The 26,141-nt window shown below is 49.0% G+C and carries 19 protein-coding genes and 1 pseudogene; 12 read left to right on the plus strand and 8 right to left on the minus strand.

Annotated features, from left to right (window positions below):
* Positions 1–1,538: glycoside hydrolase family 43 protein (locus AC4MRN_RS05810; RefSeq protein WP_491202742.1), on the minus strand; the 1,538-nt coding region annotated here is incomplete at its 3' end.
* A gap of 368 nt (positions 1,539–1,906) precedes the next feature.
* On the opposite strand from AC4MRN_RS05810, the gene AC4MRN_RS05815 reads away from it, so the two are divergent.
* From AC4MRN_RS05815 to AC4MRN_RS05840, 6 genes are all read left to right on the plus strand, one after another.
* A complete protein-coding gene (locus AC4MRN_RS05815) occupies positions 1,907–4,702 on the plus strand; it encodes a TonB-dependent receptor (RefSeq protein WP_490402007.1) in 2,796 nt (931 codons plus the stop codon).
* Between the two features lie 242 nt (positions 4,703–4,944).
* A complete protein-coding gene (locus AC4MRN_RS05820; RefSeq protein ID WP_073317198.1) occupies positions 4,945–6,366 on the plus strand; it encodes an MFS transporter in 1,422 nt (473 codons plus the stop codon).
* Positions 6,366–7,307, plus strand: a complete 942-nt coding sequence (locus tag AC4MRN_RS05825; RefSeq protein WP_491202751.1) for a glycoside hydrolase family 43 protein — start codon at positions 6,366–6,368, stop codon at positions 7,305–7,307. The genes AC4MRN_RS05820 and AC4MRN_RS05825 overlap by 1 nt, the downstream gene beginning before the upstream one ends.
* 24 nt (positions 7,308–7,331) lie before the next feature.
* On the plus strand, positions 7,332–9,797 hold the full coding sequence (locus tag AC4MRN_RS05830; protein ID WP_491202743.1) for a beta-L-arabinofuranosidase domain-containing protein: 2,466 nt from the start codon (positions 7,332–7,334) through the stop codon (positions 9,795–9,797).
* A gap of 20 nt (positions 9,798–9,817) precedes the next feature.
* Positions 9,818–10,243 carry an FKBP-type peptidyl-prolyl cis-trans isomerase gene (locus AC4MRN_RS05835; RefSeq protein ID WP_155016203.1) on the plus strand — a complete coding sequence of 142 codons (426 nt, stop codon included), beginning with the start codon at positions 9,818–9,820 and terminating at the stop codon, positions 10,241–10,243.
* A gap of 118 nt (positions 10,244–10,361) precedes the next feature.
* Positions 10,362–11,816 carry a catalase gene (locus tag AC4MRN_RS05840; RefSeq protein WP_490402009.1) on the plus strand — a complete coding sequence of 485 codons (1,455 nt, stop codon included), beginning with the start codon at positions 10,362–10,364 and terminating at the stop codon, positions 11,814–11,816.
* Between the two features lie 60 nt (positions 11,817–11,876).
* On the opposite strand, the gene AC4MRN_RS05845 is transcribed toward AC4MRN_RS05840, so the two are convergent.
* Together AC4MRN_RS05845 and AC4MRN_RS05850 are read right to left on the minus strand one after the other, a co-directional pair.
* Positions 11,877–12,962: a Rieske 2Fe-2S domain-containing protein gene (locus AC4MRN_RS05845; RefSeq protein WP_491202744.1), complete on the minus strand. Its 1,086-nt coding sequence runs from the start codon at positions 12,960–12,962 to the stop codon at positions 11,877–11,879.
* 22 nt (positions 12,963–12,984) lie between these two features.
* Complete coding sequence (locus tag AC4MRN_RS05850) at positions 12,985–13,938, minus strand: PDR/VanB family oxidoreductase (RefSeq protein ID WP_491202745.1); 954 nt, start codon at positions 13,936–13,938, stop codon at positions 12,985–12,987.
* A gap of 131 nt (positions 13,939–14,069) precedes the next feature.
* Here AC4MRN_RS05850 and AC4MRN_RS05855 point away from each other — a divergent pair, with 131 nt between their 5' ends.
* The gene (locus AC4MRN_RS05855) at positions 14,070–14,537 is read left to right on the plus strand and encodes a MarR family winged helix-turn-helix transcriptional regulator (protein WP_370242555.1); all 468 of its coding nucleotides are present in this window, start codon (positions 14,070–14,072) and stop codon (positions 14,535–14,537) included.
* A 2-nt stretch (positions 14,538–14,539) separates the two neighbouring features.
* On the opposite strand, the gene AC4MRN_RS05860 is transcribed toward AC4MRN_RS05855, so the two are convergent.
* Complete coding sequence (locus AC4MRN_RS05860) at positions 14,540–15,475, minus strand: LysR family transcriptional regulator ArgP (protein ID WP_491202746.1); 936 nt, start codon at positions 15,473–15,475, stop codon at positions 14,540–14,542.
* A gap of 55 nt (positions 15,476–15,530) precedes the next feature.
* On the opposite strand from AC4MRN_RS05860, the gene AC4MRN_RS05865 reads away from it, so the two are divergent.
* The 4 genes and pseudogenes from AC4MRN_RS05865 to AC4MRN_RS05880 all read left to right on the plus strand — a co-directional run.
* A complete protein-coding gene (locus AC4MRN_RS05865; protein ID WP_073317174.1) occupies positions 15,531–16,124 on the plus strand; it encodes a LysE/ArgO family amino acid transporter in 594 nt (197 codons plus the stop codon).
* A gap of 194 nt (positions 16,125–16,318) precedes the next feature.
* The gene (locus AC4MRN_RS05870) at positions 16,319–17,053 is read left to right on the plus strand and encodes a tetratricopeptide repeat protein (protein ID WP_073317171.1); all 735 of its coding nucleotides are present in this window, start codon (positions 16,319–16,321) and stop codon (positions 17,051–17,053) included.
* A gap of 287 nt (positions 17,054–17,340) precedes the next feature.
* Positions 17,341–19,257, plus strand: coding sequence for a TonB-dependent receptor plug domain-containing protein (locus AC4MRN_RS05875; protein ID WP_491202747.1), 1,917 nt, complete (start codon positions 17,341–17,343; stop codon positions 19,255–19,257).
* A 27-nt stretch (positions 19,258–19,284) separates the two neighbouring features.
* Positions 19,285–20,574 (plus strand): annotated as a pseudogene (locus AC4MRN_RS05880) (TonB-dependent receptor); the annotation flags it as partial.
* A gap of 82 nt (positions 20,575–20,656) precedes the next feature.
* On the opposite strand, the gene AC4MRN_RS05885 reads toward AC4MRN_RS05880, so the two are convergent.
* Positions 20,657–21,043, minus strand: coding sequence for a DoxX-like family protein (locus tag AC4MRN_RS05885; RefSeq protein ID WP_490402527.1), 387 nt, complete (start codon positions 21,041–21,043; stop codon positions 20,657–20,659).
* A 166-nt stretch (positions 21,044–21,209) separates the two neighbouring features.
* On the opposite strand from AC4MRN_RS05885, the gene AC4MRN_RS05890 reads away from it, so the two are divergent.
* Positions 21,210–21,548, plus strand: a complete 339-nt coding sequence (locus tag AC4MRN_RS05890) for an FKBP-type peptidyl-prolyl cis-trans isomerase (RefSeq protein WP_370242550.1) — start codon at positions 21,210–21,212, stop codon at positions 21,546–21,548.
* A 40-nt stretch (positions 21,549–21,588) separates the two neighbouring features.
* On the opposite strand, the gene AC4MRN_RS05895 is transcribed toward AC4MRN_RS05890, so the two are convergent.
* The 3 genes from AC4MRN_RS05895 to AC4MRN_RS05905 form a co-directional block, all read right to left on the minus strand.
* Complete coding sequence (locus AC4MRN_RS05895) at positions 21,589–23,106, minus strand: tryptophan halogenase family protein (protein ID WP_491202748.1); 1,518 nt, start codon at positions 23,104–23,106, stop codon at positions 21,589–21,591.
* Positions 23,106–24,638, minus strand: a complete 1,533-nt coding sequence (locus AC4MRN_RS05900) for a tryptophan halogenase family protein (protein ID WP_491202749.1) — start codon at positions 24,636–24,638, stop codon at positions 23,106–23,108. Before AC4MRN_RS05900 ends, AC4MRN_RS05895 begins: the two co-directional genes overlap by 1 nt.
* A gap of 39 nt (positions 24,639–24,677) precedes the next feature.
* Positions 24,678–26,141, minus strand: a 1,464-nt coding sequence (locus AC4MRN_RS05905; RefSeq protein ID WP_491202750.1) for a tryptophan 7-halogenase, incomplete at its 5' end; no start/stop codon positions are given.

Raw genomic sequence — 26,141 nt, forward strand, 5'->3', positions numbered from 1 at the left:
TCATCTGTAGTCGAGGTTTTGCTGCCCCACAATGAAGAGCCATCTTCACCTACCGCAGTAAAGGTTGGAACAAACTGACCCATATTATCGTTGTACTGCCAGGAAGAAACACCTTTATAGATGCCCAATCCGTCGATGTACAAGCGAACAGTGTTGTCTGCTTCATAGTACCATTTACCGCTGAAGTCACCGCTAATGACGTTGTAATCTTCCAACGTCATATAGCTGGAAATTTTGGCTTCGCGTGCAATGTCGGTTTCGTGGTTAATGACTTTGAATGTGCCGAACAGGTCAGTTTCGTCGGCGATATTGTCACCTTCCTGGACAGGTACATAACGATGAGGCGCTACAACCATCCAACCATCTTCGTTGACAAACATTTCGTGAACACGGACGTTATGGATTTCGCCTGTGCCCGGGAAGCGGGTATGGAAAATCACAAAATACTGGCCGGTTGATTCGTCGAAGTACACCGAGTTGTGGCCAGGTGACATATAGCCGTGGTCTGAACCTGCTTCACCTGGGTTTACATCGTACAGGTGACCACCCATGATCTTGTTACCGTAACCTTCGATAGCTGACCATGCGCCTGCGGCACCGATCATATCCTGACCCTTGATGTCTTCAAACGGACCGTCCGGATTACGCGAGCGTGCGATACGCATGTTGTAACCATCAGCGTTATTGAAGCCACCAAACGAGGTAAACAGGTAGTAGTAATCAGACTCCGGGCTGTACAGCATATTTGGCCCTTCGATGGCGCTGTAGAAACCGCCCATCAACTTAGTGCCGTAACCCTGATCAGGTAATGCTTTACCGGTTTGAGGGTCCATTTCCATAATCCAGATACCACCGGAATAAGAGCCGTAAACCATCCACAGGCGGCCTTCTTTATCAAAGAATACGTCCGGGTCGATAGCATTCGGATGAATATTGCCATCGTAGTTTTCGCCGTTGATACCCGGGTTTTCATCACCTACATGACCACTGGTAACAATCAGACCTAAATCTTCATATGGGCCTTCAACATCATCTGATACCGCGACGCCTAAATAAGAACGGGATACACACTCACCATTTTCTGGTAATGCGCAGTGGTTGTAATAAAAGTAGTAGCGGCCGTCTGCCAGCTGAATAACATCTGAGGCCCATGAGCCAACCCAACCGCCTACCCAGTCAATACCCTCAGCGACTTCTGAGCCGTAGGTATTAAAGAGCGGTGTGTCAGCCGCTGCGGCAGCATTGTCTGCTGCTGCGGGGTTTAACTGAGTCCAGTTGACCAGGTCGGTGGAACTGGCATAAGCCATGTGTGAACCGAAAACGTAAAAAGTACCGTCATCAAGACGAATAACAGAAGGGTCGTGTACGCCTGCATCAGTAAAAGTTACTTCTGTTGGGAATACAGGGTCAGCTATACTAACAGGCGCCGTGTTATCAGGTGCCTGTACAATACCTTCAACTTTTTGTTGTGTTCCGTCTCCGCATCCGCCCAATGCGGCAGAAATACTTACGGCTAACAACACTTTGTTCCATTTCATGGTTAAACCTCATCAAAGTAATATTGTATTATCAATATAACATATCACCTACATGGGACTATGTAAATCTGTTGTTAAATATAATATGCTGTAAAATATAAATAAAACACATAAATAACTGTTTTTAATGTATATTTGTCAATTATAAATTCAATTTTTGTTAAACTATAAGCTGTGTTAAGTGGATTTGTTAAGAATTGTTAATAGTTTTAACAGACTTTGTTGACACTGATTAAATCATACAATAATATCTACCGATAATTTATCGTTCGGTTACGAAAAATAACAATCTTTTTATTTTGCAGTTAACGCACTTACTAGGTTACTGCCTGGAGTATTAACCGCTCCCAGTAATGGAGGTTTACCGTATGTTTAAGAGAACACATTTAGCAACCGCAGTTGTACTGGCACTAAGCAGTACTATGCTGCAGGCTCAGGAAGCAGATACCACCCAGGAAGATGCCTCACAAGAAGTTGAGGTCATTGAGGTATCTGGTATTCGCGCCAGTTTAAATAAGGCTATTAATATTAAGCGTCAGAACATGCAAATTGTTGACGCTATTGTGGCTGAAGACATCGGTAAATTCCCAGACAATAACGTAGTAGAAGCGCTTCAGCGTGTTACGGGTGTACAGGTAACTGACCGTGCGTCTGGTGAGGTAAATACGGTATCAATTCGCGGTTTGACCGACGTAACAACCACGGTAAACGGGCGGAATATTTTTACGTCTACAGGTCGCTCCATCGCACTGGCTGATATTCCTGCTGCATTACTGCAAAGTGCAAACGTATATAAAACCCGCTCAGCGTCTCAGTTGGGTAGCGGTCTGGCTGGTCAAATCGACGTAAAAACACAGCGTCCGTTTGACTTTGAAGACTCCAAGGTGGTGCTGGCTGCACGTGCGATTGAACAAGAACAGGCTGATTACTACGATCCGAACGTGAGTCTGTTAATGAGTGACCGTTGGGAAACTGACTTCGGTGAAGTCGGTGCGTTGGTTAACGTGGCTTATGCCAGAACGCGTTTCCGCGACCAGAGTATTACCGCGGGTGCAATGCTACCTTATTTCACGAAGAACCCACCTGAGGGTTACGATATGCTGACCCGTATCTCTTCTGAGTTCTGGACGCCAGGTCTGGAAGAAGGCCTGCCCTTCGCCGCGGGTTCAACACTGGATATTAACGGTGTAGACGCAGAATATTACCTTTCCCGTGATGCTATCTTTGGTATCGACAAGTACGGTGATCGCGAGCGTCCGGCTGTGAGTGTGTCATTGCAATGGGCACCCAATGATTGGTCTGAGTACTTGTTTGAAGCATTTTACAATGGCTTCCGCACAGACGACCAAACCACCATGTTCTTCAAGAACGTTGAACACACGTACTTGCTGGATCCAAGCACCCCACTTTATTTGTTTGGCGGAACTAACATCGTAAAAGCTGGCTCAGCAATGGATTCGCAAAACATTGGAAATAACTTTACCAGTGGCGACTACTTCACCGGAAAAACAGACGGTTTCCTTTATGCATTGGGTGGAAGCTGGTATTTAACTGATGACATTCAGGTTAAATCTGAACTGATTTACCAAACCAGTGAATACTCAAATATGTTCTTCGCCATGCGTGGTGTACCTCAGCACCTGACGGGGACTCTGAACTTTGACTTTAACGCAGGCGGTGGCATTCCTTCACTGGAAGTGATTGATAATCCGGATACGGCCATTGACGAGTCAGATCTGACTAACCGTGCGCTATGGCAAACGGATGGGCTGTTTGACAACTCATACCGTGGGGAAGGTGATGCACTGACCTTTAAAGTGGATACTGAGCAGTTTGTTAATCTGGGCCCAATTGAGAAGCTGAAATATGGTTTGCGCTACGACAAGCGCACCGCGGAAGATTACGATTACCTGGGTGCTGGTGGTAATGTTGCAATGTCGTTGACAGAGTTTGATGATGGCTTCACTTACATAAACAGCGACTTCTTTGACGGCCGTGCAAACTTCCCGGGTACCTGGGCAGCGGTGAACGCTAAATACATCGCACAGAATCGTCAGGAAATTCGTGCATTACACGGCTATGACGATGTAACCGACCAGGCCCCAGGCATTAATTTTGAAATTGAAGAAGTGTCTAAAGAAGCCTATGTAGAAGCAGACTTCGCTATGGAAGTCGGCGGTAAGATTCTTGACGGCCAGTTTGGTGTACGTGTAGAAAGAGCCGACCGCGAAATGACTTTCTACGATGGCGACCTTGTATCAGAGGGCGAAGGCTCAAGCACTTCAGTATTGCCAAGTTTTGTTGTGCGTTATCACCTGGCTGACGACATTATTACTCGCTTTGCGTATACCGAAACTGTGCGTCGTCCGGATTTCGCTGCTCTTAACCCGACGATTTCTTACGGTTCTAACCTGACAGGACTTGAGCTGAAAACGGCCGGTCAGGGTAACCCGGATCTGGGCCCGGTTGAATCAACCAACCTGGATATCTCGGTTGAGTGGTATTTCTCGCCACAGAGTTCAGTTTATGCAGCCTGGTTCCAACGTGATATCGAAGGTTTCGTTTTTGACTCCAAGCGCAAAGTAACGCTGCAAGGGCCTGAAGACGAAGAGCCAACGGGTTATGTTATTACTCAGCCGGGTAACGCGTCTGACGGTAAGCTGAACGGTTGGGAATTAGGTCTGGTTTACTTCCCGGAAGACTTGCCTGACGTGCTGGATGGCCTGGGTGTACAAGCTAGCTACACGTTACTTGATTCAGAGCAGGATATCCCGGAATTTGACGTAGATGAAAACGGCGACATTTTCGTGTCTCGCGTACTGTCTCGCAGCATGTTTGCAGTTTCTGACAAGTCTTATAGTGTGGTTGCTGTGTACGAAAAAGAAGATTTCGACATGCGTTTGTCTTATGTATGGCGTGATGACTTCCTGAATAACTACGAAGCAGCGATTTTTGCTAACCCGTTGGGCGTGTATCGTCGCCCAGAGCAGAGTCTGAACTTCCAAATGAGTTACGACGTGAGCGAAAACCTGATGCTGACGTTTGACGCAACGAACCTGACTGATGAGGTATATCAGAGTTATTACCAATACCCAACCACCAATAACTTTGGTAGTGCTATTATCAGCAGAACCTTTGCACTGGGTATGCGCTACAGCATGTAATTCAGTGTGAATAAATCGTGAAAGACAGCCCGGCTTGCCGGGCTTTTTCTATTTAAAAGTGTTTTAAAAATCAGCGGCCAGACGAGTATTTGCGACAAAATACTTGTTATTTTAAAAGTATGATAATAGTATATTTGCTATTAACATTTGGTTTGCAAATGTCGTTAACACAGGGCTAATGTACAGGCTCGGTATCCATTCATAATTACTTGCCTGGGCAGGTATTCAGTCGGAAGCGCGGTATGGTTTCGCAGAAGTTAACACGGTTAGAAAAAGTAGGGTTTGGCGCCGGGGATATGGCCGTCAATGTGGTGATTTCCTCGATGATGCTGATCATCACCTTCTTTTACACAGATATATTCGGACTAAAGCCATCTGACATGGCTTTAATGTTTTTGTTGGTCCGCATCCTCGATGCCATCAGTGACCCTCTCATGGGTATGGTGACCGACCGCTACACCAGCCGATGGGGTAGATATCGTCCTTACTTCCTGTTTTTGTCGGTACCGTTTGGTATTTCCGTGTTCCTGACATTCAGCACGCCAGACGTCGACTACAACGCCAAGCTTGTCTGGGCGTACTCAACCTATATTTTTGTCACGCTGATGTTTACCGCGGTGACCATTCCTTATATTTCTTTGATTGGTGTGATGACCGCTGATCCGAAAGAAAAGCTATCGGCAAACGGTTATCGCTTGTTCTTCGCTAAAGTCGCGGCATTTCTGGTAACTATTATTGTGCCCTGGATGGCGGGCGCGGACATGTGGAACGGCGACCGGGCGGCCGGCTATCAGGCGGCTATGGGCCTAATGGCTGCGCTGGCTGTAGTGATGTTCCTGTTCTGCTTCTTTGCCACCACCGAGCGACTTGAGCACGAAGTTGAAGAAAAGCCGCTGAAAGAGCAGCTCTCGTTATTGTTCAAGAACGACCAATGGCTAATCTTGTGTGGCGTGTGTGTACTGGGAACCATTGGTTATGTTGTACGCGGTTCGGTAGCCTTGTATTACGCTAAATATTACCTGGGGGGCGACTCGGGCATGCAGTCATTGTTCTTATCGACTGGCGTGGGCGCGGCCATTCTCGCCATGATTGCCTCAACGTGGATCACGAAACGTTACTGCAAGGTAAAACTGTTCCGCTTTAGTCAGATGGCAGTCGGTCTGCTATCTGTGATCATGTATTTCGCGGTTGGCCCGCAAGATGTGGTGTTGGCATTTGTACTGTTCTTCCTCATCAGCTTTGTAGTGGATTTACACGCCCCTATTTTCTGGTCTGCCATTGCAGAAGTGGTTGACTATGGTGAAAGCAAAGAAGGTAAGCGCGTGGCCGGTCTGGCATTCGGTGGTATCTCATTCTGTCAAAAAGCCGGAATGGGTGTGGCTGGAGCCTTGGTTGGCTGGCTGCTGGCGTATTTCGAATACACGCCGGGCACAGAGCAAAGCGAATTCACGCTTACCGGTATTGTGCTGATGCTAACAGTGATTTCAGGCTTCTTCCATTATCTGGTGGGCTGGCTGATGAATCGCTATGTGATCACCGACGACGAATATGCAAAGCTTGCCAAAGTGGTTGCAGACAACCGTGCAGCAACGGCTAAGGCGGAATCAACCGCAAGCGACACCGTGCCTTCTACCTCTAACATGACACGTGGAGTTCAGTCATGATGAATACCAATGAGCCGTTGATCCCTCAACGCGCTGACCCGTTTATTTTCAAGCACACTGATGGTTTTTATTACTTTACTGCGTCAGTCCCTGCCTACGATGGAATTGAGTTACGCCGTGCAGAAACAATCGAAGGCCTGGCGCAAGCGCCGACGCGTATGGTTTGGACTAAGCCCGACACCGGCCCCTACAGTGAGCTTATCTGGGCACCCGAGATCCATTTCAACGAAGGCGCGTGGTATGTGTATTTCGCCGCCGCCCCGAGCCGTGAAATCAAGGATGATCTGTTCCAGCACCGGATGTACGCCATCAAGTGTGACGACGCCAACCCGGTAGACGGCGAATGGGAATTCTGTGGTCAAATTGAAACGCCATGGGATACCTTCTGTCTAGACGCCACCACCTTCTATCACAACGACGACTTGTATTATTGCTGGGCGCAGAAAGAGCCGGGTATTCGCGGCAACTCAAATCTGTATCTGGCGAAGATGGAAACCCCAACCAAAATTACCGGTGATATCGCACGATTAACTGTGCCTGAGTTGCCATGGGAAATCATTGGTTTTTGGGTGAACGAAGGGCCAAACGTTATCAAGCGTAACGGCAAGATCTTCATGACCTATTCCGCCAGCGCCACCGACGAAAACTACGCCATGGGTTTGTTGTACGCCGACCTGGACAGCGATCTCATGGACCCTGCCAGCTGGACTAAGTCGCAGGAGCCTGTGTTCCTGACAAACGAGCCTAAAGAAATGTTCGGTCCGGGCCATAACAGCTTCACCGTTGATCAGGATGGCAATGACGTGCTGGTGTATCACTGCCGTCAGTACACTGAAATTGAAGGCGATCCACTGTGGAACCCAGACCGTCACACATTTGTGAAACACCTGAAGTGGGACGAGAACGGCATGCCGATTTTCGGAAAGCCCGGCCAGCCATAAACACACAACAATAAGCAAAACGCTATGATGAATCCTGTCTTTAAAAAATGGTGTCTGGCGTTTTGCGCCAGCGCTCTGCTGCCGACATTGTCGGCATGTAGCGCTGATAGCGCTAATCCTCAGGCGCAAATCTCTGCTGAGCAGGCAAGCTCAGCTGCTGCCCTCTATACTATGCCAGTTGGCAAATTATTTGACTTGTCTCAGGTACGCATTACCGATGGGCCTTTTGCCCATGCAATGCACACTAATGTCAGCTACTTGCTCGCCATGGAGCCAGACCGGTTGCTTGCGCCCTATTTACGTGAGGCAGGCCTGACACCGAAAGAAGATTCCTACGGCAACTGGGAAAACTCAGGACTAGACGGCCATATCGGCGGTCACTATTTAAGTGCATTGAGTCTGGCGTATGCCTCAACAGGTGATGAAGCCTTGTTACAGCGTTTGCAATATATGCTTAATGAACTGCACCGCGCTCAGCAAGCGACGGGCGGGTATCTTGGCGGTATTCCAAACAGTCAGGCTATGTGGGCGCAAATTAAAGCCGGCGAAATCAAAGCGGATTTGTTCAGTCTGAACGACCGTTGGGTACCGCTATACAATATCGACAAGATTTTTCACGGATTGCGCGACGCTTACGAAGTAGCGCATCAGCCGTTGGCTAAGGCCATGCTAAGCTCACTGGGTGAATGGATACTCGACACCACGGCTAATCTTACCGATGAGCAATTTCAGCAGATGCTGTACTCAGAGCACGGCGGACTCAATGAAGTGTTTGCCGATATGGCCGCTATTTTCAACGACCCGCGTTATCTGAAACTGGGCCAGCAGTTTACTCATCAGAAAATCATTCAACCGTTAATTGCAGGTCAGGATCAACTGACCGGTTTGCACGCTAACACTCAAATTCCGAAAATCATTGGTGCCCTGCGTGTTGCAGAGCTGAACGATGACGCCGCCTGGGAAAAAGCGGCGACGTTCTTCTGGGATACCGTGAGTCAGCATCGCAGCGTGAGTATGGGTGGCAACAGTGTGCGCGAGCACTTCCACGATGACAACGATTTCACCCCTATGGTGGAAGACATTGAAGGGCCGGAAACCTGTAACACCTATAACATGATGAAGCTCAGCAAAATGCTGTTTCTTCGCACGGGCGAGTCCCGTTATCTGGACTTTTATGAGCGCGCCACTTACAACCACATTCTATCCAGCCAGCACCCGCAGCACGGTGGTCTGGTTTACTTTACGTCTATGCGTCCTGGCCACTACCGCATGTATTCCTCGGTGCATGATTCAATGTGGTGTTGTGTCGGCTCAGGTATTGAAAACCATAGTAAGTATGGAGAGTTAGCGTTTACTCACTCAGATGGAGCATTATGGGTAAACCTGTTTATGCCGGCCTCATTACACTGGCAGGAAACCGGCGTTACCGTTACTCAGCGAACCGCCTTCCCAGACAATAACGCGGTGATTTTAACGGTGAATACCGAACGCGATGACACGCCATTTACGCTGAACCTGCGTCAACCCGGCTGGTCACAAGGCGAGATCGCGATTAGTGTTAATGGCCAACCTGTTAATGCTGCGTTCACGAACGGTTACTGGCAAGTAACGCGAGACTGGAACACGGGTGACACAGTAACCTTCAAATTAAGCCCAACACTTACTACTGAGCAGTTACCGGATGGTCAGGACTACTATTCTGTAATGTATGGGCCCGTCGTTATGGCGACGCCTGTTACCGCATTTGAAAATGAAACGCTGAACTTTGTAGCAGACGACAGCCGCATGGGTCACATTGCCGCTGGACCAGTATGCCCGCCTGAAGCGTTGCCTATTATGCTGGGTGAGCCCGATGCGTTCTTGCAACAGCTCCAACGCCCCGATCCTACGTCGCTGTCTTTTGTGGCCAGTGGTAATGTGGCTATTGCGAACCCGGTTGACGAAAATGCCGTTACGCGCCTTATTCCCTTCTTCCGTTTGCACGATGCCCGTTATCAGGTGTATTGGCCGCAAATGCCGGAAACGGCGTTCGATGATTACGTAAAAAGTGCTAATGCAAAAGCGGCTGAACTGGCCGCACTAAAAGCCATGACAGTAGATGCCATTACGCCTGGAGAGCAACAGCCAGAAGTTGAGCATGACTTCCGCGGCGAGCAAACACGTGCCGGGGTGAATAACGGCATGCACTGGCGCGACGCCACTGGTTTCTTTGAATACCGCTTAAGCAATAAAGCCCTTGAGGCTGGCGTATTGCGGATCACGTACTTCAAAGGTGACGTAGGCAGACAGTTCTCGATTTCACTGAACAACGAGTTATTAGCAGATGTATCGCTACCGGTTGGTGAGCCTGAGACGGATTTTTACACGGTGGATTACCCGTTAAGTCCGGATATGCGCAAGGCAAACGTGCTTACACTGCGCTTTAGTGCAGCCTCTGGCTCTGTTGCTGGTGGGATTTATGGGATACGCTTGCTGAAAGATCCAAACTAAAATAAGCAAATTTAATAGTAATGGCAAAACAAAAGAAACAAGCAAAAGGCTCCCGGGGAAGTAACCGCAATCTGACCCAGGATGTGCTAGCTAAATACCGTCAACGCCCCGATACCACCGAAACCGCATCGGGGCTGATTTACCGCATTATTGACGATGCGCAAGGTGAACAGCCTGGTCCGCATCATCGGGTTAAGGTGCATCAGCGCATCATGCTGGGCGACGGTACGGTCATAGACGACACCTACAAGAAGGGCTTACCCGAAGACTTTGCTATTAGCGAAGCCATTGAAGGGCTTCAGGAAGCCTTGCCGATGATGTCAGTAGGCGCGCGCTATGAGTTCGTGATCCCGCCGGAACTGGCTTGGGGTAAACGGGGTAACAGCGGCGCAATCGGGCCGAATGCAGTGATGATTGTCGACGTGCGGTTGGTCGATATAGAGTGATTTCAAAAACTGATTAGCATGATTGATATATATCGATATAGCTAATTAGTGATTGTTGTTAGGATACTTCCATCAAATAAATGGTTTTTAATTTATAAAACCAATTGGAGGAAGTATCATGACAAAACGTTGCCCATTAACTACCAGTTCAGGTGCGCCAGTTGCGCACGACAATCAAAGCCGCACTGCCGGTGCCCGTGGCCCGGTAACGTTCGACAATCATTACCTGTTTGAAAAGTTGGCTCACTTTAACCGTGAACGTATTCCCGAGCGTGTAGTGCATGCTCGCGGGAGCGCCGCTTACGGTACTTTCACGCTAACTAAAAGTCTGAGTGCTTACACTATTGCTGATTTCCTGCAAACCGAAGGTCAGAAAACACCGGTATTTCTGCGCTTTTCTACCGTCGGCGGTGGTCAGGACTCCAGCGACTACGCCCGTGATCCCAGAGGTTTTGCTGTGAAGTTTTATACCCAGCAAGGTAACTGGGACATGGTGGGCAACAACACGCCGGTGTTCTTCCTGCGTGATGGCATTAAATTCCCTGACTTCATTCATTCGCAAAAGAAAAACCCGCGTACCAACCTGCCGGATCCACAGGCCGTGTATGAGTTTTGGGCGAACAACCCACAGTCGCTGCATCAGGCCACTATTCTGATGTCGGACCGCGGCATTCCAGCTTCGTATCGCCACGTTAACGGCTATAGCTCACACACATTGAGCTTCTGGAACGATAACGGCGAACGTTACTGGGTTAAATGGCACTTTAAAACCAACCAGGGCATTCAAACTCTGACCAACGAAGAAGCGGCCACTAAGCCCGCCTTCGGTGCGCAGCAGGATCTGGTGGAAAGCATCGATAAGGGTGACTTCCCGAGCTGGACGGTGAAGGTGCAAATCATGACCGAAGCACAGGCGCAGGATTACTACATTAACCCGTTTGACGTTACCAAAGTGTGGCCACACAGCGACTTCCCGCTGATTGAAATTGGCCAGCTTGAACTGAATCGTAACGTGGATAATTTCTTTGCGGAAAACGAACAGGCAGCATTTGCGCCGAGCAATTTGGTACCGGGAATAGGCGCATCGCCAGACCGTATGTTACAAGCCCGGTTAATTGCTTACCAGGATGCCCAGCGTTACCGCATGGGCGCGAACTATAACCAAATTCCGGTGAATGCGCCGCGTTGTCCGGTACATCACTACCAGCGTGATGGCGCGTTTGCAGGTATCAATCCGGCGGTTGCAGGAAGCGGGGCTAACTTCTATCCGAATGACCGTGCTGAACAGGGTGCCCCCGCAGAAGTGCCGGACGTGGCCGAGCCACCCATGCCGCTTGAACAGGACGCTTGGTTGGGTATTCACGACAACCGTGATGACGACAACTTCTCACAGGCAGGTGATTTGTTCAGGCTGATGAGCCCGTGTCAGAAAGGACAGTTGGTTCACAATATCGCAGCCGGGCTACACCAGTGTACCGACGATGTGCAGCAACGCATGCTGGCTCAGTACGAACAAGCAGATCCGCAGTATGCGGCCATGGTGAAGCAGGCCATTGCGACTTATGAAAAATAAGTGAGCATTAAATGAAACAAACAGCCCGGAACGGGCTGTTTGTTTATGGGTTTATGATATTTACGCCTGTTTCAATGATTCAATAATACGGCGGGCCCGGTTTGCGCCCACATCCACGTGAATATCAATCATCTTCTTGCCGTTAAAGCGCTTCATATTTTCGTACTGGGCTTCAATCACTACTTTGTCTTCGTCGAAGGTAAAGGCCGTTTGGTCGAACACCTTTTTCATGGTGTCTTCCACGTTTTGAGTAGGATTGCTGGCCATGGTCCACAGGTAAAAGCAGCTTTCGTCGGTTTCAGGCGTTAGCCCGTGAAAACCGCGCATGTGAAAGCCGCCACGGTCCGGTGAATCAACCGGTTCGCTGCCTTGTTCCACCGCGCCTGTCCAGATTTCCAGATGTGAGGGGTGAAATACGATTTCCTGCCAGCGGTCTATCTTGCCACTGAACGGGTAAGCGGCACTGTATGTCGGTGGTGGCGTTGAATTCAGCATATGCCGCACGACTTTCACGCTGTTGCCATCCTGAGTGACATCCATTTGCGCATTCATGTGAATACTGGCATTACCACCAATGGTTTTAAGGTGCACGTAACCTAAATGGCTCAGATCCAATAAATTATCATGGACTAACTGATAGGGCGCGTTGTAGTGGAATACATCACCGCTGTAATGATAAGCGGGATTATTGTGAACCGGGTAGTGTGGTGGTTCACAGGTGGGTTCGCTATTTACCTCGTTGCCAAACCAGATCCAAATCAGTGCGTCTTGTTCTTTAACGACATAGCGCTGTACTTTTGCTCGCGAAGGGACTTTTTCCTGTCCTGGGATTTCGATGACTTTACCGTCGCCGTTAAACAACAAACCATGGTAACCACAGCGTACGCCGTTGTCTTCCAATGTACCTGCAGACAAGGGCAGAAACCGGTGACAACAGCGGTCTTCTAACGCGTTTACCGCTCCGTCAGCAGTGCGAAATAGCACTACGGGCTCATTCAGCAGCGCTCGTCCCAGTGGCTTGTCGGTCAATTCACTGCTTAACGCGGCAACATACCACATATCCAGAGGGAAGTTGTGGCGTGTGCCTGCTGTGCTTTTTGTCGGGGTTGGCGACGCTTCAGTTGGGGAAAATTGTTGTACGGTCATGGGTTATATCTCGGGTGTAGGGTTATAAATCCAGTGTCAGCGATGCCGAAACAGCACGTGAACAGCAGGGGGTAAACTGATTGTGTTGCGACTTTTCCTGTTCGGTGAGATAGCCATCGCGGTGGTCAACTTCACCATCCAGGACGTTCAGTAAACAGGTGCCACATACGCCCTGTTCACAGCTGGCATCGACCTCTATACCGGCGTCATCCAGTGCTTCAAGTGCGGTTTGGTCTGCTTTTACCGGTATGCTGACACCAGCGCGTTTTAGGATCAGCTCAAAGGGCTTGTCTCCATCGGTATCCGCTTGCTCCAGGCCGAAGCGCTCCTGATGCAATGCGTTTGCCGGCCAGTTAAGTTCATTGGCGATGGAAAAAACTATCTCCATAAAGCTGTTTGGGCCACAGGTATATAACCCGCTTAGCGCGGCATATTCACCGATGTTATGTGCCAACCACGCTTTGACTTGTTCGCGGTTGTCTGGCTGAAGTATCCGTACGCGATCAGCAAAAAAACCATGTTGTAGTTCAGTGTAAAACGCAACGCGCTGGCCGGGCTTGTTGACATACAGCAAGGTAAATTCCTTGCCTTGTTCTGCCAAAGTATGTGCCATCGACATAATGGGGGTAATACCGATGCCGCCAGCTACCAACACGGTTTTTGCATCTTCCGGGTTCAGGGCAAACAGGTTTCTGGGCGCGGAGATTTGAACACGCTGACCAGGCTGAAAAGAAGCGTGGATTGCCGCAGAGCCACCGCGAGAATTCGGGTCGCGAAGCACGGCAACACTATACGCATAGCGCTCAGACGGAGAACTACACAGGGAATACTGGCGCGTAATGGCATCATTTACACGAACATCAATATGGGCGCCTGCTTCAAAGGCCGGCAAAGGCTGGTTTGCCGGATCTGTGAAGGTAAGCTTGAGCACCGATTCGGATAACGGCGTTATGGCCTGAAGATTAACATCGAGCATAAAGGCTTCTTGGTTTAACTAATCATTAACAAATATTAAATGCCAATATAGTTGATATGTCAACTATATTGGCGCTACTCAATAGCCCGAATTGCCGTTAAGATGAGTTTTTTAGTTTTCCAATACCCTTCATGTCTGAACAAAACCGAAATAAAAACAAACAGCTGGACTTAGAACGTTATGTTCCCGCCTTGATTACGTATTTGGCCAATAAATTATCCAGCGGTGCGTCTCAGCACTATCGCAGTGAATTTGGTGTGGGTGTGGTCGAATGGCGGGTTATGGCGTTACTGGCGGTAGAGCCTGCAATTACCGCTAATCGGGTGTGTAAGGTTATCGGACTGGACAAAGCGGCAGTGAGCCGCGCCATCAAAAGCCTGGATAGCGCAGCGTTGATCACGTTAGAAAAAAGCGACAAAGACGCCCGCCAAATTTTGATCAATCTATCGGCTGCCGGGCGAGAAAAACACGACGCTATTTTAGATGTTGCGCTCGCCAGAGAAGCGAGATTACTTGATGTGTTGTCCGTGGATGAGCGAGAGCAACTCATTGTTATGCTACAAAAGCTGAATGAGCAAATTCCCAAAGTAAACGGCTGAAATTACGAGATACCTGGCTGAATTAACCGACGTTTCGCCACGTTCAGGGCATGGGCTCGTAAGCTCGCTAATAACGGGCTCTCGGTTTGCCAGTAATGCCAGTAAAGCGGCGTGTCGAGAGTGTAGTGAGGCGCTAAATCCAGCATCTCCCCACGTGCTATGCCCTCGCCGATTTGTAGCTCTGGCAACAATCCGTAACCTAACCCTGCTACTACTGACTGCCTGAATCCCTCCGAAGACGGGCACAGGTGTATGCGTTTTGGTGTGGCTTTAACGATATCGGTTAAAAATTCATGCTGAAGCTTGTCGTGCTCATCGAACACTAAACACGGGGCGTCTGCCAAATCTGCTACCGACTGAATGCCATGAGCTGCTACAAACGCCGGGCTGGCAACCGCGCGATATCGCAACGCGCCTAAATAACTCACTAACCCACCGTTTACCGGCTCTGCGGTAGAGGCTATACACACCATAACTTCACCGGATTTCATACGATTCAGTACAACCGTTTGGTCCTGCAGCACGATCTCAAATTGTAAGCGTGCATTGATTTCATTGTTGGCTGTTACCAGTGCTTCAGGCAACCAGGTGGCAATGGAGTCTGAGTTAGCTGCAAGCCGAACAATCAGTGGTTTTTGTGGATCGCTATCGAATTGCAATGCGTTGATACCCAGGCCGTACTCCAGTTGCAGTACCTGTTGCAGGTGATTCAGCAAGCGAGTGCCAGTGGCAGTGGGTTTAGGCGGCTGTTGTCTGAGTAATACCGGCTCGCCCAACTGCGACTCTAGCTGCTGAATACGCCGGCTTACCGCAGATTGGGTAATAAACAGCTTGCGGGCTGCACGTTCAAATCCACCTTCGTTAATCACCGCGGACAGGGCGTGCAGTTGTGCGTAATCAATCATGAGTTTTATGCATGTATAAGAAATATTATTCATTAGATTAATAACACCTGATACGTAAAATGCAAACCAAATTACGACGGAGGTGGTCATGTCTTTTATAGCGGGTGTGTTGTTGGGGTTGAGTTTAATCGTGGCAATTGGCGCACAAAATGTGTGGGTGCTGAGCCAATGTATGGCGGGGGCAAATCGACTCGCCATCGCATTAACCTGCATGCTGTGCGATGCCGCGTTAATTGTCATTGGCGTGTTTGCGGCGAACCGACTGACCGAAGTTGCTCCTTTTCTGCTGCCCTGGCTAACCGGCGGCGGCGTGGCTATGTTGCTGTATCTGGCATGGCAGGCGGGTTACCGGGCCATAAAAAGTAAATCGGGTTTGCGTACTGAGCAGGTAAAGCCTCAGCATTGGTGGAGAACAGTAATGGCTGCGCTGGCAATCAGCTTGCTTAATCCACACGTATATTTGGATACCGTTGTGTTACTTGGTTCTATCGGCGCTCAGCAAACTAACCCGGCTTTGTTTGCAGTGGGAGCTTGTACTGCTTCCGTAATGTGGTTTGGTGCTTTGACAGCGTTTTCGCCAAAATTGAAAACCTTACTCAGTTCACCGTTTCGCTGGCGGGTTTTCGATAGTGCCATTGCGTTGATTCTCACCGGCATGGCCGTGAAGCTTTGCTTCGTGTGAGTAATGTATTGGCGTATTTTAGGCTGCGAAGTTAACCGTGTCCTTCTGGAAAAGGGCTTGCCTCGGCAAGTCCTTTTTCATTTATTCCCTATTTTACTGTTGGCGAAAAGTTAATTAATTGTTATTAATGGCGGTGGAAAGTTACTGGCATGCCGTTCAATGTCATTCAGTTAATCTAGTCGAGGGACCACAGAATGCGAAGTCAAAGGGTAAAAACACGTCATTATTTAATCGGCTTAATGGCAGTCGGTACGCTATGTAGCGGGCCGCTATTTGCTGCTGTTCAGGACGATCCTCAAACCAATAATAACGATGAAGACATTGAAAATATCACTGTCACAGCCAGAGCCGGCGATGCAGCTATGCAGGCTTTTAATGCCGGTAATTTTGAATTGGCAGAAATTAAGTTTAAGGAAAATGAACGTTGTGCACTCAGAGTAGAACGCAATCGCCAGGCGTTTATTGAAGGGGTAAGAGAGTCTCAAATCAGCCAGGAAGTTAATGGGGGAGGTGTTAACACCGGAAGCTCCATGACTGACTCAAACGCAGCCAGAGTGGAAGGAAATTCCTCAATGAATGCAATTGCCGCTAAAACCCAAAAAGCCGAAGACAAAGTGCGAGAAAACACCTGTGAAAATCGCGCTTTTCAAATCTACATGGCTGGGATGTCTCAGTTGCAGCTTGGTCGGGCAGAAGACGCGGAAGCGAGTTTTGAGCGCGCTGTTGCTTTAAGCCAGATTCAATACGATGCCCATTATCGCCTGGCCCTAATGAAGCTGTTACGACAGGACAAATCGGGTGCTGAAGGCCATTTAGAGGCAATCAACAGTATTTTAAAACGCTGCTACAACTGTGATGCCCGCGAAGAGATTGTGCGGATTTCTGATTTCTTGCAAAAAGCTGTGGATGGGAAGATAAAGCTCAATTAAGTGATTCTTTATCTTTGTATCAGTCAGTTAGCGTAATTCAATCAAACAAAAATACTGGCTTTTATTAAAATAAAATTTGCTTGAAAAATAACCTTGAAAATAATATGGTAAAAAAATGTATAAAAAATGTTACATTGTTTTATCAGTTTTATGCATAAATATTTGCTTCGGAGTTGTGAGCGTTTAGCGCTTTTTTTTAGCACGGTTCTGAAAGCGCTTACATTGAAGTGAATTGCACGGAATAAAATAACAACAAGTTCAGCTCGGGTGCGTGTATGGAGATGAAAATGGATAAGAAACACACTCAACAAAAAAGTTCGGATGGAAAGTTTAAGAAAAGTTTAATTGCCATGGCAATTGTGGGATTCACACAACAGGCATACGCTCAGGAAGCGCCTGCAACACAAGAGGAAGAGACTGAACAATACGAAACGGAGGTCATTGAAGTTAAGGGTATCAGAGGTGCATTAGAAACTGCCGCTGACCTGAAACGCTCGTCAAAAACCTTCGTTGATTCAATTACTGCAACAGATGCAAACGTACTGCCGGATTTGTCGGTTGCAGAAGCACTAGCGCGTATACCGGGTATCACGGTTACGCGATTTACCGCTGGGGCCGACGATTTCCCTTCACCAGAAGGCTCAGGAAACCTGATCCGTGGTTTGGGTTTTGTCCGCTCTGAATTTAACGGCCGCGATGCATTCAGTGCAAATGGTGGTCGTGCACTGGATTGGTCTGCTATCCCGCCAGAGCTGATTGGCGGCGTTGATGTTTATAAAAACCAGTCTGCAGACCTGATTGAAGGCGGTATCGGTGGTTCAATTAACTTAAGAACACTGGAACCGTTCGACCGTGAAGGTCGGATTCTGATTTTTAGTGCAGATACCACCTACACCGACTTACGCGAAGAGTGGAGCCCTTCATTCAGCGTTGTCGCGGGTGACAGATGGAAGAACTCTAAAGGTGAGTTCGGCTTGTTGGGATCATTCTCAACGTCTGATCTGGCTTCTGAAATTCATGGTTTCCAAACCGCTGCACCAAACCCGCGTGACAACATTCCTCAGGATGCGTTTACCGGGGATTATATTCCTGAAGCAGGCTCTGTCGTTGCTGTGCCTCAGGGTTTCCAGCTACGTACCAACCAGGTAGACAGAACACGAGACAGTTTTTATGTGGCTGGTCAGTGGCGCAGCCCTGACAACGATACCGAATTAACCGTAAAATATATCCGCGTAGAAAATGACAGCAACTCTGTTGAGCGTACGACAGAATCCTTTACCGATGCCAACAGCTGGAACCGGTTTGAATTAAGCGAGCTGGTTGTTAAGCCATTTACTTCAGACGGCATTGCGCGCTGTAACGGTAACAACGAAAGCCCGGTGGGTTTCTGTGATGAAACCGTGCCGGTTACCGGTGGCCTGATGGAACAAGGTATGCTGACCGATTCAGGCGACTCCTGGTATGGCGCATACGGTTTGCAGTTGAGTAACCTGGGAGTGGGTATTCAGCAAGAATCAATGACCGACGATTTAAGCTTTAACCTGAAAATGCGTCCAACGGACAACTGGATGGTCGAAGTTGACGCTCACCATACAACCGCTGACTCGAAACGTCGTGAGTTATGGGTTGGTTCGAATACCTTTGTGCAGGCGTTTTACCGCCCGGATCTCGACAACCCTTATCTGGAATTCTCGCATGATCCGCGCTTAGCGATTGGTGACTTCATTTTTGATGAGGGCAATAACCAAAATGCCTGGCAGTACCCAACCAGTACCGCGGACGCCGGCTCTACGTTTATGCCGTTTATCTCTGATGGCTTCCAGGATGGTGAAGGTGAGTTAACCGCAGTACGTGCTGATGCAACCTACCAGTTTGAAGGCGACTCGTGGTTTGAATCTGTGAAGTTTGGGGCGCGCTATTCTGAACGCGAGCAGGTCAATCGCGACGCAGGTATGAACTGGCAGGCCGCATCACAAGCGTGGAATGGCGGTATGGCTATGTACAATAACTTCGATACCGTTGCCCATGAAGTGGTGGATATGTCTAACTTCTACCGCGGCGGCGTGTTGGGTGGAGACAACACTTCGTTTGTCTTTGTGGATTCCAACTTGTTGCGCAATCCGCACCAGTTCTTCGATTTCTATCAGAACGAGCCTGACTTAGCGAATGGTGCCTGGAACCCTTACTCGGCCAATGGCATTTAAAGACGCACCCAGGATGGCAAATATACGCCAATTTATGAGCCAAATCAGATTTCCGATATTACGGAAGAAACACTGAACCTGTACGTGCGATTGGATTTCTATCATCAGTTGGGTGATGGCATGGATATCGAAGGTAACGTGGGTCTGCGATATACCCGCACCCAATCGATGTCTGATGGGGAGCTCAGATACAATCAGGTTTGGGAAGACACGGATGATGTTGACTTGCCTGATTACCCACAAAGCGCAGAAGATCGCGACCATCCGGCTGACTTCTTGCCGGAGTCCGTTGCGTATTTGGAGCAGGCGTCAAGTGACAGAACAGTTGACTTAACTGACGATCATTTCCTGCCTTCATTGAACGTGAAGTGGAACTTAAACGACGACATGTTACTGCGCTTTGGCGTGAGTAAAGCTGTGACGCGTCCGAATATCCAGGATCTGAGAGCCGCGCAAACGGTGTCTGGCGCATTCACAACTGTGCAGTTTGACCCGCTGCCTGAGGATGATCCGAACTTTGGTATTGCGCGCGGAGCGGAAGATATCTTCCTGCGCTCAATTAACGTAAACGGTGGTAACCCTGACCTGAAATCCACAGAAGCGGTAAATTGGGACTTGTCGTTTGAATGGTACTTCGAAGACGGTGAATATTTCAGCGCGGCTGTGTTTAATAAGGATCTCAAAAACATCATCACCTTTGGTGTTGATGTACAGGATACCATTACGCTGGATGGCGAGTCGGTTAACTATCAATACGTTGGGCCGGTTAACCAGGCTGATGCAGAAATTCGAGGTATAGAGTTCTCGTATCAGGACTTCTTCGACGACCTGCCGGGTATTTGGTCTAATTTAGGTGTGCAGGCTAACTATACCTATATCGATGCGTCGGCCACACCGCCGCCAGCATTTTTGGATGCCGATGATGACGGTCAGCCGGATGAAGGCTCATTTGCCAATAACCTGCGTTTCGGGCGTTCTGATCTGGTTGGGCAATCACGCCACACGGCAAACCTGATTGGTATTTATCAGGATGATAAGTTTGAGGTACGTATTGCGTACAACTACCGCTCACACTACCTGAATAACTACCGTGACTGGATTACGGGTGATCCACTGTTCCAAAGACCAACGAGTTTTGTTGATGTGTCACTCCGCTATGATGTGACTGACAACGTTCAGCTAAGCTTCAACGGTGCAAACATCTTCGACGAGAAGAGCAGCTCCGAGGCGCAAATTGACCAAAGTGGTCAGCGTTACATGCGCTCAAGCTTCCTGAACGATCGTCGCTTTAAGTTTGGTATTCGCTATACCTACTAATTGTGTTAACGGTTATAACCTAGTGTTCATATAAAAAGAGTGTGCATGTAAAAAGGCCAGGTAACTGGCCTTTTTTATTTGTTTATTGCTGTAAAGACGCCTTTGTCGTTGCCATTGAAAACAGATATACGCCCAATGCGATGCAGGGAATATTGGTTGTAACCGGATTAAATGCTTCAACAAGCAACGAAGGCTGCAACACCGCGCTGACAAGAAGTAAGCCAGCTAACACCAGGATATTCAGCATTAACAGGGGTTTTGACTGGTAGTATTTGATGAGCAGTAAGCCGAAGATGACTTCACCTGCGCCTGCAAGCTTAATAAACCAAAATGTAGCGTCAGCAGAGAGCCCAATGCTGGATGATAGTTGCCACTCCAGTGGTGCTATTGTGAATAACTTTGGTACCAGCCCCTGATAAATCCACATTAAACCTAATGTGAACCTGGCTATATTAATGTGCTTTGTCATATCTGCTCGCTAATGATGAGAAATCAGTAAAATTCAATGAACGGGTCATGATTATTCTCGTTGAATTAATAGGGACAGAATTGCTAACGATATCTCACTCGGCCAGATTCCCCAAGCTTAAAACCTGCGTTACCATGCGCCCAATATTGAATAAATGAGAATAAGCATGACTGAGCAAATCCGAATTGAAGACGTTGTTGTGGGCGAGGGCTGTGAGGTGAAGAAAGGTGCGTTGATCACTGCGCATTATCGCGGGTTATTGGATGACGGCACTGAGTTTGATTCATCCTATGAAAAAGGCCGTCCGTTTCAAACGGTATTATCAAAAAACAAGGTGATTCAAGGGTGGTTTCAAGGCTTACAGGGGATGCGGGTTGGCGGAACGCGTAAGTTGTGGGTACCGGCAGAGCTGGCATACGGCGAAAGACAGGTGGGAAAGATCCCTCCGAACAGTAATCTGTACTTCGAGATTGAATTACTGGAAGCCCTTAATCGCGACGATTAACGGGTTTGTACAATCTCCTGCTTTTGCCGGGACAAATCGGTTAACCTGACGAGCTGGCTTTGCAGTGCTGCGCAATAAAATCCTCGTGGCCAGGCATCACCTGCAGACACTTGCCTGTAACCGTATGAATTTCTTCCATACGGCGGTGTAGCTCATCATCCGGTAGCATATCGGCAATGGGGTGATAGCGCTCAGGGTGAATGCCCTGACCGTGCATGACCGCAAACCAACTGACGTGGTTAAACAGCTCATTGTCGTGGCGGTATAAGCGAGCATTTTGTTTGTAGATTTCGATGCGTTTTTGCAGCGATTCTGGGATATCCATGGTGCGGCAGTAATGCCAGAATGGGCTGTCGTTTCGACGTGTGGCTTTGTAGTGCAAAATCAAAAAGTCACGTACCTGCTCGTACTCAAGCCGGGTACGTTCATTGTAATAATCAATATCGTGCTGATTAAACAGCTTGTCCGGAAAATTCGTCATTAACCGGGCAATGGCGGTTTGAATTAAGTGTATCGATGTGGATTCCAGTGGCTCCAAAAAGCCAGATGCCAAGCCCAGCGACACCACATTCTTGTTCCAGGGCTTTTTGCGGATCCCGGCTTTAAAGCGCAGGTAATTGGGCTCGGAAATCGGTTCGCTGTTCAGGTCGGCGTACAGACTTTGTAATGCCGTGTCGTCGTCCATAAACTTGCTACAATACACGTGACCGTTGCCGGTGCGAGACTGCAGCGGAATTCGCCATTGCCAGCCAGCTGATTTTGCCGTAGCACGGGTGAAAGGGGTCAACTCGTCGAGCTTGTTGCTGGCTACCGCAATGGCCCGGTCGCAGGGCAAATAATGGGACCAGTCTTCGTAGCCGCTATTTAAGGTTTGTTCGATGAGCAGGCCTTTGAAGCCCGAGCAGTCGATAAACAAATCCCCTTCAATGTGATGGCCGTTATCGGTATCCACACTGGCAATATGGCCGTTTTCCGGATGCTGATTTACCCGGGTGATTTTACCCTCGGTACGCACAACACCATTGGCTTCTGCTATGCCGCGTAAGTGCCTGGCGTACAGCATGGCATCGAATTGAAATGCGTAGGCAATGGTGCTCAGCGGTGAACCTTGCAGTTCAACCTGCGCGCGCTGAAACTTATTGGCCTGGGCTGCCAGGATTTGCAGGTTAAATTCATCGATGGGTTTAGCCTGCCCCATTTTTTGCTGGCGGAGCCACATGTGATGAAAGTGGATGCCTTCCATGTCCATGCCGTAAGGGCCAAATGGGTGAATATAAGACTCACCGGTTTGCCCCCAGTCTACAAATTCGATCCCCAGCTTAAAAGTACCGTTGGTGAACTTAACGAAGTCGTTTTCGTTAATGCCCAGCAACCGATTAAAGTACAGAATGTGCGGAATGGTTGCTTCGCCCACGCCTACCGTGCCGATTTGTTCTGACTCGATAAGCTCAATAGTAATGCTGTCGTCATGCAATAGCTTTGACATGGCAGCGGCTGCCATCCATCCGGCAGTACCACCGCCTACAATGACAATCTTTTTAATACGGTGCTCTGACATTATTGTCTTCCCATTGAAAACGTTGGGTTTGGTTGCATGGCGGTGTATTTTTCAATAAACATTGCATGGTCGGGAAGGCGCGCAACAGATTGTTCCATGGCCTGCTTCATGGAGTTCAGACTACGCTGAATATCCGCCACCGGGATATTAGCCAGAATCGGGTCGAAGGTTTTGGGGAAAATGCCCTGACCAACCATTACCGCTACCCAACTGGAGCGGGTAAAGAGTTCATGATCGTCTCTGAATACGCGGCCGCCTTGCTGGAATAGCGTCATTTTGTGGGTTAGCGAGTCTGGTATCTCCATATCTCGCACATAGCGCCAGAACGGGCTGTCATCGCGGGTGGTGGCTTTGTAATGCAGAATAATGAAGTCGCGAACCTGCTCGAATTCCCGGGTCATTAAGCGGTTGTATTCGTTGCGGATCACAGGGTGTAGCCCGGCATCCGGGTACAGGGAAATAAAGCGGCTGATACCCTGCTGGATTAGAAACAACGAGGTAGATTCCAGCGGCTCCAGAAAACCGGCCGACAAGCCGATACCAATGCAGTTCTTCTCCCAGAAGGCTTCCTGACACCCTGTTTTAAACTGAATGGTACGCACCTCTGAAATGGGCTTGCTGTCGAGTCCATCGAGCAGAATCTGACGAGCCAGGTCGTGACCCATAAAACGGTCACAGTAGATGTGCCCATTACCGACGCGCTGCTGGGTAGGTATGCGCCATTGCCAGCCAGCGGTTTTTGCGGTTGAACGCGTGAAGGGGAGAACTTTGTCGGTTTGTTCTGTGGCAACGGTTTGCGCCGTGTTACACGGCAGCCAGTGGCTCCAGTCTCGGAATTTCACGCCCAGTGTGTCGCCGAGTAATAAAGATCGGAATCCGGAGCAATCGAAAAATAACTCACCGCCTACGGTGGTGCCATCTTCCAGTGTCAGGCCCGCAATATTGCCGGTGTCTGTGTGTTGCTGCACGCTGGCAATTTTGCCTTCAATGCGTTTTACGCCACGCTGTTCCGCGTATTTACGTAAATACGCGGCATAAGCAGTGGCATCAAAATGGTAGGCATAGCGCAAATGCGAGAGCACCGAGTTGGGGTTTTGCTCAGGCAGCACAAACTTGTTCTGCTTCGCGGCGACCGCACAGATACTGTAGTCTTCAAGATCACAGGTATTCCCGGCGGCCAGGGTGTGCAGCCAGTACTGATGAAAGTCGACGCCATTCATATCAACGCCGTGTCCGCCAAACGGGTGGAAGTAGCTGTCGCCTAATTTACCCCAGTCGTTAAACTCAATACCGAGTTTAAAGGTGCCGTTGGTGGCTTTAATAAATTCACTCTCGCTGATGCCCAGCAATTTATTAAAGTTGATCATATCGGGGATCGTGGCTTCACCCACACCAATGGTGCCAATCTGTTCAGACTCCACCAGGGTAATCTTAACGTCGCCAGTGGGCAGCATGCGAGACAGCGCGGCGGCGGTCATCCAACCGGCGGAGCCGCCACCAACAATGGTTATCTGTTTTAGTATATTTGGCATTGTGTCTTTCATTTTATTCTTCGTGACCTTACTGCGTTCTTATTGGTTGCGCTTTTGAGACAGATAAGCCATTAGCTTTTCCAAATAAATTGCGTGAGGCGGCATTTGGCTTACCACCTGCTGAATCACATTGCCCATGCCGTTTAATTGATTCGCCATCTCGGCGGGCGGCACCTGATCTGCCACTATGTCGTAAGTTTGTGGGCGGCGCTGCATGCCACTGTGCAGAATTAACCAGTCCTGCTCATTAAAAGGCTCTAAATCGGAGTTCACCAGAATGCCCCGGTGATGATATTGAGTGAGCTTGCGGGTAAGTTTCTCACTTTGCACAAACTGCGTGGCCTGTTGCCAATAGGTATACTCTGGTAAGGAGTCTGGCAGATGTTCAAGCGCAAACAGCGCACCTTGGAATAAATCGGTATGTTCGACATCGGCGATAAAACGGCGGTTATATTCGGTTGCTTCTGCCGACATCGTGTTGGTTACCGGAATGAGCTCCAGCAAGCGCTGAATATCGCGCATCAGCATCATCAGTGGGGCAGGTGTAAGTGGCTCTATCACGCTGGCTGCCTGACCGATAGCGACGCAGTTGCCTGTCCAGGCTTGTTGCCGGTGCCCGGCGCTAAACGCCATGGCAATACTGGCCTGTGCCCCGTGAGCGTCTATCGCCTGTGATTTCTGTTCAGGCGTACACACGGTTAATCGTTGAATGCTATTGCGCAGATAGGTGTCGGCTTGCCAGCCAAATTCATTTGCGCGAATGTGTCTGTGTGTAGGCAGTGCCTCTCCGCGTTGCCGCGTGCTGTGAATAGTAAACAGGGTTCGCGCATTTTCGACCCGGCTTTTGGGGGCTTGGTTATTTTGTTCGAGCGCGGAATACACCATTGCATCAGGACCGGTGCAGTCGATGTATAAATCCGCTTCAACTCGCTGCAAGTTGTCGAGTTGCAAGCCGGTAATATTTATATTTCCGGTGCTATCTGCTGCTGGGTTTGTAATCACGTCGGCAATGCTCGCATTGATCACCGTTACCTTGCTGCTGAGTTTGCTTGCATATAGCGCGCTTAATTCGCTGACATCGAACTGATAGCCGTATTCCGCTCTGGAAAGCGGATGGCGATTATCTTCAGGCGGGTGGGCAAACTTACCGGTTTTGTCGGCCTGTGTATTGATCAGATAAGATGCCAGCTCGGTTTCGCCATGGCGGGTAACAAAGTGATGTAAACCGACGCCGCGCATGGCGGGAAACGGTAAATGAAAGCCCTGTAACCACGAGCAAGATGTCATGGCCCAGCGGTCAAAATAATTACCCCAGCAGAATGTACTGTTGGTGTTAAACAACAGGTCAGGCTCAGATACGTTTAGCATCAGATTAAACGCGTACATGTCTGGTGCGCTGGTGCTGCCATACAAACAATCCAGATCGGCATATTTTGCACTGCTAATCAGGGTCAAATTGATGTCAGGTGGCAACTGCTGCTGTAACGCAAGCGCGGTCATGTT

It is taken from the genome of Marisediminitalea sp., from assembly GCF_984433645.1.